This is a genomic window from Kitasatospora herbaricolor, from assembly GCF_030813695.1.
GTDB classification, from domain to species: domain Bacteria; phylum Actinomycetota; class Actinomycetes; order Streptomycetales; family Streptomycetaceae; genus Kitasatospora; species Kitasatospora herbaricolor.
On the sequence record NZ_JAUSVA010000002.1, the window covers coordinates 5,083,562 to 5,095,917 of the forward strand.

The following is a 12,356-nucleotide window of genomic DNA, read 5'->3' on the forward strand; positions in this document are numbered from 1 at the left end:
GCTACTGAGTAGCGGGGACAGGATTTGAACCTGCGACCTCTGGGTTATGAGCCCAGCGAGCTACCGAGCTGCTCCACCCCGCGTCGGTAAACACAACAGTACGTGGATGTGGCCCGAATGGGAAATCGGTTTACCGCGCGGGGGTCAGCCGGCCGCCGGCGGGGCGGGCCGGACCGTCGCCGGCGGGTCCTCGGACGGGCTGCCGGGCGGCTTGTCGTGTCCGGGCGCGGCCGCGGCAGCCGCCCGGGAGAGGTCCGCCCGGGAGGCGGCGGCCCGGCCCGGTGCCGCCCGGCCGCCGGCGTGCCGCACCGTCCGGGCCCGGGCCCACACCGCGAACGAGACCAGGGCGGCGAAGCACGGCACCATCAGCGTCCCGTACACCAGCAGGAAGCCGTGGGTACCCAGGCCCGCGGCGGCGTTCCAGGTGCCGTGCAGGGCCATCGCCAGCAGCAGCCCGCCCGGGGCCGCCAGCCGGGCCGGCCAGCGGCGGCCGGTGGTCAGCGTGATCGCCAGGCCGAGACCGGTCAGCGCGGTGAACAGCGGATGGGCGAAGGGGGACAGCAGGCCGCGCAGCACGAAGGTCTGCACGGTGCCGTCGAAGTCCCGCAGGCTGGGCGTCTCGCCGAGGCCGATGCTGTCCAGGCGCTGCTGCTGGTCGTCGGTGAAGGCCCGGCCCAGGTACAGGGCGTTCTCGGTGAACGCGAAGCCGCAGGCGGTGACCCCGCCCAGGACGATCCCGGCGGCCAGCGTGCGCGGGCGGGAGCGGGCGCGCGGGTGGGTCCGGGTCCGCGGGTAGGGGCGCAGGTACGGCAGCGGCCGCAGGTAGGGCCGCAGCCGCAGGTGCGGGCGGGCGTGCACCACGCTGCGTAGGCGGGCGTAGGCGCGCGGCGGCAGGTTGACGCGCAGCCGTGGACGGGCCGCCGCGCCCCGGCGCAGCAGTACCGCGCAGCCGCGTTCGGCGTGGCAGCGCAGCCGGCGGCGCACCGGCAGCAGGAGCAGCAGCAGGGCGGCGCCCTTGGCGCTCTCCTCGATCAGCGGGGTGGCGAAGTCGGCGCCCAGCGTCTCGCCGCGCAGCCCCTGGTGGGCGATCAGGAAGTCGCTGGCCCAGCCGTTGGCCAGGATCGCCACCGTGGTGGCCGCGCTGGAGCCCCAGGCCAGGCAGAACAGCAGGTGCCGCAGCGGCACCCGGGCGGTCTGGTTGAGCCAGGCCAGCGCTCCCAGGACGAACGGCAGCGGCAGCAGGGCCAGCCCGAGGCCGACGAACAGCCCGGTGGTGCCGGTCTGGCGCCGCACCAGGTGCAGGATCAGCACCGCGCAGCCGGCCAGCGCCAGGACCGCCCCGGCGGTGACGGAGGTCAGCGCGGGGTGCCGCAGCACCGGGTGCCGTCGCCGGCTCCCCGCCGCGTCGGCGTCCGGGCGCACGGCGGGGCCGGGCTCCGTCCGGACGCCGGCGGGCCTCGCGGGCGCGGCCGCCCGGGTGCTCCCCGGGACGGCCGCGGGGGCGGGCGGGGCGAGCGAGACCGCGGCGGCCCATCCGGTCAGTGGCAGCGGCCGGTGGGCCCCGCGGGTCCTGGGCCCCGGGATCGTCCGGGTGCCGGCGGTGCGCGTGGGTGCGTCCGGGGCTTCAGCGGCGGCGGCCGCCGGGCGGGCGGACCTCCCGCTGAACGGGCTGCTCACGCGGCAAAGGGTAGGGGACGATTCGGGCCCCGCGGGAGACCTCGGCACAATAGGCACCTGAACGATCACCCATGGTGACCAGGTGGCCGGGTTCGGTCAGCGGCGGCGGAACAGCAGGTCGTGCACCACGTGCCCCTTGGCGATGCCGGCCCGCTCGAACTTCGTCACCGGCCGCCAGTCGGGCCGCGGCGCGTAGCCGGGCACGCTGCCGGCGGGGTGCTCGGACGGCTCCAGCCAGCCCGTGCCGTCACCCTCCGGGTGCAGGTTCTCCAGCTCGGGGGAGGCGGAGAGCACCGCCAGCATCTGCTCGGCGTACGGCTCCCAGTCGGTCGCGCAGTGCACCAGAGCGCCGGGGGCGAGCCGGGGCAGCACGAGGTCCAGGAAGGACGGCTGGACCAGCCGGCGCTTGTGGTGCTTCGGCTTCGGCCACGGGTCGGCGAAGTAGACCCGCAGCCCGGCCAGCGAGGCGTCGGGCAGCATGTCGCGGAGCAGGATCACCGCGTCACCGGCGGCCGGCCGCACGTTGGTCGAGCCGGCCCGCTCCAGCAACTGGAGCAGGTTGCCGTGACCGGGGGTGTGCACATCGGCGGCGAGGATGCCCGTCCCCGGGTCGGCGGCGGCCATCGCGGCCGTCGTCTCGCCCATGCCGAAGCCGATCTCCAGGGTCACCGGCAGGCCGCCGAACAGCTCGGGCAGCGACAGCGGACTGCCGTCGATCGCGATCCCGTACTGCTCCCAGCCCCGGTCCAGCGCACCGGCCTGGGCGTTGGTCATCCGGCCCCGGCGCGGCTGGAAGCTGCGGATCCGCCGCTCGCTGTGCTGGGCCTCGGTGGCCCGGTGCGGGTACATCGGCGCGGGGTACCCCGCCGGTGCGGCGGAGAGCCGGACGGAGGGGGAGGGCTGGGGGACGGGAGCGGTGGCAGTCACAATCGGCCAAGTCTAAGGGGCGCCGCGGGGGCCGGGGCCGGGCACGGGCGGGGTGTGACGCAGCTCCCGTCGGCCCGGCCGCCGCAGGGTCGGCCAGGACCGGGACTCAGCCGCCCGCCGCCAGCGCCGCCAGCGCCCGCCGGGCCACCTCCCGGCCGATCGGCAGCGAGGCGGTGGCGGCCGGCGAGGGGGCGTTCAGCACGTGCACCAGGCGGCGGGTGGAGCGCGGGTCCTCCGGGTCGAAGCCGGCGAACGCGAAGTCGTCCAGTAGCGAGCCGTCCCTCGCCACGGCCTGCGCCCGGACCCCGGCGGCGGCCGGCACCAGGTCCGCCTCGGTCACGGCCGGCAGCAGACGGCGGACGGCCGTGGTGAAGGCCCGCTTGGACAGCGAGCGGTGCAGCTCGCCGGCCTCGTAGCGCCAGTGCCGCCGGGCGATCCGCCAGGCGCCGGGGAAGGCCAGCGTCCCGGCCAGGTCGCGGGGGCGGACCGTGCGCCAGTCGTAGCCCTCGCGGGCCAGGGCCGGCACCGCGTTCGGGCCGACGTGCACATCGCCGTGGACACCCCGGGTGAGGTGCACGCCGAGGAACGGGAAGGCCGGGTCCGGCACCGGGTAGACCAGCCCGCGCACCAGGTCCCGGCGCCCCGGGGCCAGCTCGTAGTACTCGCCGCGGAACGGCACGATCCGCACCCCCGGGTCGTCCCCGGCCAGCCGGGCCACCCGGTCGCTGTGCAGGCCCGCGCAGTTCACCAGCACCGCGCAGCGCAGCTCCCCGGCGGAGGTCCGCACGGTCACGCCGTCCGCCCGGCGGGCCACCGCCCGCAGCTCGGTGCCCGGCAGCAGCGCCGCCCCGGCCTCCCCGGCCAGCCGGGCGTACCCGCGGGCGACCGCGGGGAAGTCGCAGACGCCGGTGGTGGCCACGTGCAGCGCGGCCAGCCCCGCCACCTCCGGCTCGTGCTCGGCGATCCGCGCCGGCCCCAGCTCGGTGACCGGGATGCCGTTCGCCCGCCCGCGGGCGGCCAGCGCGTGCAGCCGGGGCAGTTCGGCCCGCCCGGTGGCGACGATCAGCTTGCCGGTCACCTCGTACGGGACGCCCTGCTCGCGGCAGAACTCCACCATCTCGGCGGCTCCCCCCACCGCGTACCCGGCCTTGAGCGAGCCCGGCCGGTAGTAGACCCCGCTGTGGATCACCCCGCTGTTGCGGCCGCTCTGGTGGGTGGCGAAGCCGTGCTCCTTCTCCAGCACGCCGAGCCGCAGCCCCGGCCGGGCCAGGGTGAGCGCGTACGCCGTGGAGAGGCCGACGATGCCGCCGCCCACCACCAGCACGTCGAAGTCGTACCGCACCGCCGCTCCTTCGTCGCCCGGCACCGCCCGCCGCCGATGCTGCCACGGCGGACGGTGCCGGTCGAGGGCGCCGCGGCGGGCGGCGCCGGGCGAGGACGGCCGGGGCCCGATCCGCCGGACAGGCCCTAGCCGTGCCGCCGCGTCTCCCAGGGCCAGCCGGCGTCCGCCCCGGCCTCCAGCAGCGGGATCAGCCCGAAGGCCGCGTCGGTGAGACCCCCGAAGGTGTGCCGGTTCGCGCTGCCGGAGACGGTGGCGCCGGCCCGGTAACCGGCCATGTTCCACATGTAGACCGGGACGTCGGCCGGGACCAGGTCGTCGATCCGGGTCTCGGGCATGCCGCCCCAGTGCCCGTGGCAGTTGGACGGCAGCCAGCCCGCCCGGGTCTGCTCGTCGGTCACCACGACCACCCGGTCGTGCGCCGCGTAGTGCTGCTTCACGGCGGACGGGATGTCGGTGCCCTCGATCTCCCCGAACCTCTCGATCAGCCGCAGCACGCTGCCGCCCCGGGGGACGGGCAACTCCTCGCTGCGCATGCCGAACTGCACCAGCGTCGGCGCCTCGGCCCGCAGCGCGAGCGCCGCCCCGAAGACGGCGGCCTGCTCGGCCAGCGGGATGTCCGACCTGTTGGGCGTGGAATAGCCGTAGCCCGGGAACATCGACGGCGAGCGGTCGACCAGGATCAGCGTCCGGCCGGGCAGCGCCGGGACGTTGGCCAGCGACAGCGCGAGCGCCTTCTCCAGCGCGTCGGCCCAGCGCAGGGACGGCGCGTGCTTGTACGCGGCCCAGTAGCGGAACGGGAACTGCTTGGAGCGGGCCACCTCGCCCCTGTCGCGGATCCGTGCCGCCACCGTGGCGGCGACCTCGTCCGGGACGCCGGCCCGGTCGAAGTTGCGCAGGTTCCGGACGAGCGCCATCGGGCCCATCGACGGGAGGACCGCCTCCCAGACGGCCGCGTCCAGCGGGCCCTGCAGCCAGCCGGCCAGCGCCTCCCAGGTCAGGCCCGCGGCGGCGAGCCGTTCGGCACCGCCCTCGGCCGTCACGGCGGCCCGGCGCTCGGCGACCGGCAGCGCCAGCAGCTCGCGGTTGGCGGTCAGCAGCCGGTCGGCGGCCGGCGGCACGGCGTCCTCGGGGTGGTGGCGGCGGTCCAGCGCGTACTTGAACAGGGCGCCCTGCCACGGCTTGGCCGGGTCCGGCGAGGGGTGGGTCAGCTCCAGCACGTCGCCGAAGCGGAATCCCTTGGAGGCGGTGTCGTACTTCAGCAGCGCCCGGCCGTCGTAGAGCCGGCGCACGGCGTCGGCGACGCCGCGCTTGAGCGGCTTCGGCAGGGCCCGGCCGTACTTGGAGGTCCAGTAGGCGAGCAGCTCGCCCGGCTCGTCCGCGCGCTGCAGCACGGCGTCCACCACCTGGCGGGAGAAGCCGGGCGCCCCGGCGTCCAGCCGGGCCCGGGTGAACTCGGCGGCGCCGACCAGTGCGGCGGTGCGCAGCCGGGCGCCGTACCGCAGCCAGCGGAGCAGGCCCAGGGTCCACTCCGGGTCGGCGACGGCGAGTTCGCGGACCAGCGCCGTGTAGCGGTCGTCGCGCTCGCCGCCCTTCTCGTAGAAGGTGTCGACCCCCACCAGGTTGGCCACCGCCAGCAGGAAGAGCTCGGACTTCTCGTCCCGGAGGAACCCGGTGCCGCCCTCGTGGTTGACGGCCGGCCGGCCGGTGGTGGTCACCGGCGACACGGGTGCGGGCCGGGCCCGGCGGACGTTGAAGCGCGACATGGTGGAGCCCCCTGCTGACTGGCGAAGACGGAGGGAGGCATGGCGAAGCGGGGGTGCCCGAGATCGAAGTGGCGGCGGTCGGTGAGACATCCGCTTCGACGCACCCCACCGGGGATGCTCCACGAAGTAACCGTCGCCCGCGCACCGGGCACCCCGGCGCGGTGCCTCCCGAGATCGGGACGGCGGTGGTGTCGCGGGCTCGAACCGCAGCGCCCGAGGGGCGCACTACCAAGAAGTAACCACTGCCGGCGCACCGGGAGGTGCGGAAATGCTCTTCAGATGTGTGTCCGGAGATCAGAAGCGGCTGAGGTGACAAGCTGCTCTACCGACTGAGCTACACCGACCCGAGGTCGGTGACGGGACTCGAACCCGCGACCTGCCCATTGACAGTGGAAGTAACCTCCGCCTGCGCACCCGGACAGGAGAGACGATAGCCAGCCGCCTCTCTCACCCGCATCCGAATAACCCGTGCTGCCGCCCGCGGCCCGCCGCCGCCCTCAGGCCGGGGCCACCAGCATCGCCCGCGCCCGCTCGGTCAGCTCCCGGACCCGCCGCTCGCTCTTGAAGGGCTCCAGCCGGCCCAGCATCTCGACCACGTACTCGCGGCTGCGCTGGGAGGAGATCCGGCCGGCCACGTCGACCGCGCGCTCGCCGGCCGCCACCGCCGCGTCCAGGTCGCCGGCCTCGGCCTCGGCCATCGCGGAGACCACCAGCCGCAGCCCGTGCGAGCGGACGAACCCCTCGGTGGGCCTGGCCAGCGCCTCGCGGGTGAACTGGCGGACCTTGGCCGGCACGCCCAGGTCCCGGAAGCACTCGGCGGCGTCGGCCGCCAGCCGGTCGTAGGCGTAGAAGTCGATCCACGCCGGGTCGCAGTCCCCGGCGCGCGCCCGTTCCAACGCGCTCTCCGCCGCGCCGAGCGCCGTCGCACACGCCGCCGCATTGCGGGCCTTCGCCTGGGCCCGTGCCTCCACCAGGTGGAAGAAGCTCATCGTCCGGGCCGTCGCCAGCCCGCGGTTGCGCTCCAGGGCCGCCTGCGCGAGGTCCACCGCCTCCTCCGCGAAGCCCCGGTAGCCCGCCTGCAAACTCATCGAGGCCAGCACGTACCCGCCCAGCGGCACGTCGGCCGCCGCCCGGGCCAGGCGCAGCGCCTGGATGTAGTACCGCTGCGCCGCCTCGTGCTGGCCGGTGTCGAAGGCCATCCACCCCGCCAGCCTGGTCAGTTCGGCGGTCGCGCCGAACAGCGCCCGGCCCACCGCGTCGCTGTACGAGGCCAGCAGCAGCGGCGCGGCCTCGACCCGCAGGCACTCCGGCACCATCGACGAACGCCAGTCCCCGCCGCCGTACTTGGAGTCCCAGCGGCGGGCCTCCTGGGCCGCCTCGCGGAGCTTCACCGCGTCCGAGTGCCCGACCCGGTAGGAGGCCAGGTCGGCGGTGCTGGGCGGCGCCTCGCGGGCCACCGAGCCGTCGGCGGGGGTGATCAGCCAGCGGGAGACCGGCGTCGCGTACGCCGAGACCGAGAAGGTACCCGCCAGGCTGTCGCTCCAGCGGCCGCCGCCGGGCCCGCGCCGCAGGTCCAGATCGACCCGCCACAGGTCGGTCGCCGATCGGACCGCCTCCGACACCTCGCGCGGGAAGGCCAGGCCGAGTTCGGGGGTGGGGTCGGTGTCGCCGAGGCCGATCTCCTCCAGCGGGACGGGCCGGCCGAGCTTGCCGCCGATCGCGGTGGCGATCAGGTGCGGCACAGGGCCCTGCGGCACCATGCCCTTGCTGACCCAGCGGGCCACCGAGGTCTTGTCGTAGCGAAGTGTCAACCCCCGTTGGGCGCCGAGGTCGTTGACCCGACGGGCCAGGCCGGCGTTGCTGATCTGGGCGAGGGTCAGGAGCGTGCCGAGCCGTTCGTTCGGTCCACGTGGGCTGACGGTCATGGTGGCGGCGGCACCCCCTGCGACGTTTGTGCGCGGTGCCCGGTGCTGCGCCGGGCAGATCCTGCTGCACCTAGAGTAGTCGGACGCGTTCCGAGGGTTAAGGGCAAGCATTCCGGATGGCGGGATCGCGCACCCGTCGCCGGAGGCGGTCGCCGGCCCGGCGGGGCCTCGTCCTCCGTTTGTGTGCGCGCCGGAGCGTTGTGCTCCGGTCGTGTGCCGATGTGCGCCCGGCCGTGCCCCCTGGCCCGATGGCCAGGTCGGCGATTCGCTGGTGCCGTGGGTCGACCCGCCGCCGAGGACCCGGCGGGTCGGGGGAGCCGTCGCCTTCATCCCCGCGGGCGGCGGATCAGTCCGGGAGGGCATGCGGATGCCCTCCCGGGCCTTGCGACGCCTTTCGGCCATCTCGCGATGGCCATGACAGGGCGTTGCGACCGGCGGTCCGGGCCGTGGAGGGGAAGGCCCGGCCGCGCGGCCGCCGGTCCGCCCGCGCGGGCGGACCGGCTCCGGAGAGGGTCGAAGGCGCCGCCCGCCGGGCGTGCGGACGGGCCGCGCGGGCGCCCGTCGGCCCGCCGGCCCGGCCGGTCCCGCGCGTTGTCCGCGGCCCACCCGCGTCCGGCCGGATTTCGGCCTGTCCCGGCCTGCCTGCCTCGCCCGGCCTGCCCGGCCCGGCCCTGCCGCGCCCGCCGCGCCCGCCCCGGGCGCGGTCCCGTTCCAGCGCGGGAGCTGCCGGGCCGGGCCACCGGGCCGGGCCGCCGCGCCGACCGTCGTCGGACCGGCCGTGGCCGAACGGCCGGGCCCGGGCCGTCCGGTGACCCGGGGGCGGCCGCCCGCGCCCGCACGCCACGCGAATTGACAGCCGCAACACCGGTATCCGGGCGGGTGTCCGGTGGCACGATGGCTCCTGACGGTGCGCCGGGCCGGCCGCCGTACGCCGGGCCGTGCCCGCGCGGTGGCCGGCCCGTGGCGGTCCGGGCCCGGCGCAGCCGTGGGCCGGGCCCGGTCCGGACGGGCCGAACGGGCGCACCGCCGCGATGAGTTCCTCGTCCGGTGGAGGCGCGATGCGGTGGCTGACGGGCTGGAGCGGGACTGCGCCCAGGGCGGGCGCGCCGGCCCACGAGACCCCGGGCGCGGTCCGCCCGATCGCCGCCCGCACCCTCTGGGCGGGCGTCAACCCCCTCTGGGCGGTGGGCGACTGGCGTCCCGAGGAGATCCGGCTGGTCACCCTGCGGCCCGGCGGCCCGGCCGTGGTCAGCACCGGCGCCCCGCTGCCCGACCCGGTCGAGGACACCCCAGCCACCACCCGCCTCGCCGTCCTCGGCCACTGCGGGGCCTCCGACGCCGAACTCGCCGCCGGCCTGGCCGCCGCGCGCGGCGGCGCCGTCCGCCACCTCAGCACCTGGCCCGGCAGCTACACCGCGGTCCTGCGCACCGGCACCCGCAGCACCCTGCTGCTGACCGACCTGTCCGGCGCCCTCCCCGTCTTCCACACGCCCTGGTGCGGGGGCACCGCGTACGCGACCGCGGCGCTGCCGCTCGCCGACCTGGTCGGCGCCCCGATCGACGCCGGCCACCTGGCCGCCCGGCTGGCCTGCCCGGAGTCGCCGGAGGCGCTCGGCACCGGCACCCCGTACCTGGGGGTCCAGCGGGTGCCGCCCGGGCACGTGCTGGCCGTCCGCGGCGGCCGGCCGTACACCGCCTCGTACGACGAGCCCGCGGGCGGCCCGCCGCCGCGCGGGGAGGCACCGGCGGTCCGGGAGCTCACCCGCGCCCTGCTGGAGGCCGTGCGCTCCCGGGTGCGCCCGTCCGCCCCGGGCTCGCCGGCGGCCCCGCGGGCAGCGGCCGGCCCGGCACCGGAGCGTCCGCGGCTCGGCGCCGACCTCTCCTACGGAACGGCCTCGGCCACCGTCGCCCTGCTCGCCGCCGCCGTGCCGCCCGGCCCCGCGCCGTCGGCGGCCGGTGCGGGCCCGCAGGCCGTCCCGTCGGCCCCGGCGCCGGCCGGTGCGGCCGGCCTGCCGCTGCCCGGTCCCAGGTCCGAGGCCGGCGAGCGGGCCAGGTCCGGGGCGATCAAGGGCTCCTGGGCGCGCCCGCCCGCGCAGGGCCCGGCCGAGCCGGAGCCGCTGGCTGCCGTCACCTTCGGCGAGCCGGACGGCCCGGCCGTCCCGGGCGGGAGCGCCGTCCTGCTGCCCGGCACCCCGCGGCTGCGGCACACCGTGCTGGCGGTGACCCCGCGCACGCTCCCGTTCGTCGGGGCGGGAGCCGACCCGCTGGCGGGCCGGCTGACCGACGAACCCGGCCCCGGCCTGGTCTCCGCGGCCCGCGCCGAGGCCAGGTTCGCGGCCGGCGGCGCCGACCACCTCACCGGCTACGGTGCCCGGCAGGTCCTGGACGGTCACCCGGCCCGGCTGGCCGACCTGATCCGGGCGGGCCGCCCGCGCGAGCTGCTGCCCCCGGTCGCCGCGCTGGCCGGGGCCGACCGCGCGCTGGCGGGCGTCCTGGCCGGCGCCGTCCGGACGCCGGTGACGGTGCTGCGGGCCGCCCACCGGCTGTCCCGGGTCCGCTACGCCGACGCGCTGGACGACGCCGCCGTGCGGCTCACCGCCCGGCGGGGCGCCGGCGCCGCGGCCACGGCCGGTGCCGGGACGGCGGGCGGACTCGCCTGGTGCGTGCCCGGCCCGGCCGCCCGCTGGCTCTCCGACGAGGCGCTCTCCGCGGTCGCGCTGCGGCTGCGGCTGGCCGCCCGCGGGCCCGCCCCGGCCGAGCACCCGGGCGCCCGGCGGGCCCGGCAGGCGCTGCACCGGCACGCCGCCGCGTACCGGACCCTGCTGCAGGCCGCCGAGCAGCCCGGCCAGCGGCTGCACGCGCCCTTCCTGGACAACCAGGTGGTGCGGGCGGCCCGGCTGCTGCCCGACCAGGTCCGGTTGCAGCCCGGTGCCCGGCACACCCTGCTGCACGCGGTGCTGGCCGGCGCCGGCCGCACCGACCTGCCCGCCGACTGGGGGCGCGGCGGGCGCCCCGACGCCGACGGGCCGGCCAGGACCGGCCTGCGGCTGGCGGCGGACGGGATGGCCGAGCTGTTCGACCGGCCGCTGCTGGCCGAGGCCGGGCTGATCGACCTGGCGGCCGTCCGGCGGAGCCTGCGGCTGGCGGCCGAGCCGGGCGCCGCGCCGACGCCCGAGACCCTGGCCGGGATCGCCGAGCTGGTCTCCACCGAACTCTGGCTGCGCCGGGTCCGGGCCCGCCGGCACGGCTCCTGCTGGACGGGCCTGCCGCTCGCCGAACGCGTGGCGCTCGCGGCGGCGCGCTTCGCCTGATCCCGCCCGGCCGGGCGGGATCATGGCGGCAGGTGTCCCCGAGCCGCCCTTGGAGCCATGGTGACCAGCCCGGACCAGCCCACGCCCGTCCTGACGGTGACCGGCGGGCCGCCCGCTGTCGGCCCGTCCGGAGTGCTGGCCGCCTGCGACGGCTCGGACGGCTCGCTCTGGGCGCTGGAGCGGGCGATGACCGAGGCCGAGCTGTTCCGGCTGCCGCTCTACGTGCTGGCGGTGGTCAACCCCTCCCCGGTCGGCTACCCGCCGGGGATGGCGGAGCTGGTGCGGGAGAGCGTCGAGCAGCTGGTCGAGAGCATGGCGGACGGCCTGCGGCGCTCGGTGGCGGCCGTGCAGCGGGCGCGCTCCCGGCCGTACGAGGGGGAGCTGGCGCTGCACGTGGTGCTGGGCAACGTGATCGAGGTGCTGCTGGCGTCCGCGGTCAGCCAGCACACGCTGGTGGTCGGCACCCGTGGCAACGGCGGGTTCAACCGGCTGCTGCTGGGGTCGGTGAGCACGGCGGCGGTGCACCACGCGGCCTGCCCGGTGCTGGTCGTCCCCCCGCCGCCGGCGCGCTGAGCAGCCGGTTCCCGGCCCGGGGCGGCCCCGCCCGGACGTCCGCGCGGGGCGTGACGCCCGTCGCGCCCGGCCCGGCGGGGGAATGACCCGGGGACGGTCGACCGTTCACCTGTCGAACCGTCCCCCACCCCAGGAGCCCGAAGTCATGAAGGTCGAGATCTACTCCGACATCGCCTGCCCGTGGTGCTACATCGGGAAGCGCCGCTTCGAGCAGGCCCTGGCCGGCTTCGAGGGCCGGGCCGGCGTCGAGGTGGTCTACCGGCCGTACCAGCTCGTCCCGGACGCCCCCGAGGCGGCGACCCCGCACCGGGCCTGGCTGGCCGAGCGCTACGGGCCGCAGTCGGTCGCGATGGACGCCCGGGTGACCGAGCTGGGACGGGCCGAGGGCATCACCTACGACTTCGACACCGCCCTGCACACCAACACCTTCCTGGGGCACCGGCTGCTGCACCTCGCCCTGACCGAGTACGGCGCCGAGGTCCAGGGCGCGCTCAAGGAGGGCCTGCTGAAGGCCCACTTCAGCGACGGCGCGGACATCGGCGACCGGGCCCGGCTCACCGAGATCGCGGTGGCGGCCGGCCTCGACGGCGAGCGGGTGGCCGGCTACCTGGCCGGCGAGGAGGGCGTCGAGGACGTCCGGGCCCAGCTCGCCGAGGCCCGGGAGCTCGGCATCAGCGCCGTGCCGACCTTCGTCTTCGAGGGCAAGTGGGCCGTCCAGGGCGGCCAGGAGGCCGAGACCTTCCGCAAGGTCCTGGAGCAGGTGGCGGCCGAGACGTCCGCCCTGGTCCAGGCGGCGCCCGACGCCGACTCCTGCGCGGACGGCGCCTGCGCGGTCTGA

8 protein-coding genes and 1 tRNA gene are annotated in these 12,356 nt (G+C 77.3%); 3 read left to right on the forward strand and 6 right to left on the reverse strand.

Annotated features, from left to right (window positions below; translation table 11 throughout):
• Positions 1-9: 9 nt before the first annotated feature.
• The 6 genes from J2S46_RS22610 to J2S46_RS22635 form a co-directional block, all read right to left on the reverse strand.
• A tRNA-Met gene (locus tag J2S46_RS22610) sits at positions 10-83 on the reverse strand.
• 61 nt (positions 84-144) lie between these two features.
• Positions 145-1,677: a PrsW family intramembrane metalloprotease gene (locus tag J2S46_RS22615; protein WP_191292542.1), complete on the reverse strand. Its 1,533-nt coding sequence runs from the start codon at positions 1,675-1,677 to the stop codon at positions 145-147.
• Positions 1,678-1,773: 96 nt separating this feature from the next.
• The gene (trmB, locus tag J2S46_RS22620; protein WP_229913117.1) at positions 1,774-2,604 is read right to left on the reverse strand and encodes a tRNA (guanosine(46)-N7)-methyltransferase TrmB; all 831 of its coding nucleotides are present in this window, start codon (positions 2,602-2,604) and stop codon (positions 1,774-1,776) included.
• A 106-nt stretch (positions 2,605-2,710) separates the two neighbouring features.
• A complete protein-coding gene (gene lhgD / locus J2S46_RS22625; RefSeq protein WP_191292541.1) occupies positions 2,711-3,946 on the reverse strand; it encodes an L-2-hydroxyglutarate dehydrogenase in 1,236 nt (411 codons plus the stop codon).
• A 125-nt stretch (positions 3,947-4,071) separates the two neighbouring features.
• Positions 4,072-5,709 carry a TROVE domain-containing protein gene (locus J2S46_RS22630; RefSeq protein WP_191292540.1) on the reverse strand — a complete coding sequence of 546 codons (1,638 nt, stop codon included), beginning with the start codon at positions 5,707-5,709 and terminating at the stop codon, positions 4,072-4,074.
• Between the two features lie 497 nt (positions 5,710-6,206).
• A complete protein-coding gene (locus J2S46_RS22635) occupies positions 6,207-7,634 on the reverse strand; it encodes an NsdA family TPR-like regulatory protein (RefSeq protein WP_191292539.1) in 1,428 nt (475 codons plus the stop codon).
• A 1,058-nt stretch (positions 7,635-8,692) separates the two neighbouring features.
• Between J2S46_RS22635 and J2S46_RS22640 the strand changes: the two genes are divergently transcribed.
• From J2S46_RS22640 to J2S46_RS22650, 3 genes are all read left to right on the forward strand, one after another.
• Positions 8,693-10,945, forward strand: a complete 2,253-nt coding sequence (locus tag J2S46_RS22640) for an asparagine synthase-related protein (RefSeq protein ID WP_191292538.1) — start codon at positions 8,693-8,695, stop codon at positions 10,943-10,945.
• Positions 10,946-11,002: 57 nt separating this feature from the next.
• Positions 11,003-11,518, forward strand: coding sequence for a universal stress protein (locus J2S46_RS22645; RefSeq protein ID WP_191292537.1), 516 nt, complete (start codon positions 11,003-11,005; stop codon positions 11,516-11,518).
• A 145-nt stretch (positions 11,519-11,663) separates the two neighbouring features.
• Complete coding sequence (locus J2S46_RS22650; RefSeq protein WP_191292536.1) at positions 11,664-12,356, forward strand: DsbA family oxidoreductase; 693 nt, start codon at positions 11,664-11,666, stop codon at positions 12,354-12,356.

Excerpts from the sequence above, each read along its gene's own strand:
- J2S46_RS22650 (WP_191292536.1), top strand. The coding sequence starts at position 11,664 with ATGAAGGTCGAGATCTACTCCGACATCGCCTGCCCGTGGTGCTACATC.
- J2S46_RS22635 (WP_191292539.1), bottom strand. The coding sequence starts at position 7,634 with ATGACCGTCAGCCCACGTGGACCGAACGAACGGCTCGGCACGCTCCTG.
- J2S46_RS22630 (WP_191292540.1), bottom strand. The coding sequence starts at position 5,709 with ATGTCGCGCTTCAACGTCCGCCGGGCCCGGCCCGCACCCGTGTCGCCG.
- J2S46_RS22645 (WP_191292537.1), top strand. The coding sequence starts at position 11,003 with ATGGTGACCAGCCCGGACCAGCCCACGCCCGTCCTGACGGTGACCGGC.
- J2S46_RS22640 (WP_191292538.1), top strand. The coding sequence starts at position 8,693 with ATGCGGTGGCTGACGGGCTGGAGCGGGACTGCGCCCAGGGCGGGCGCG.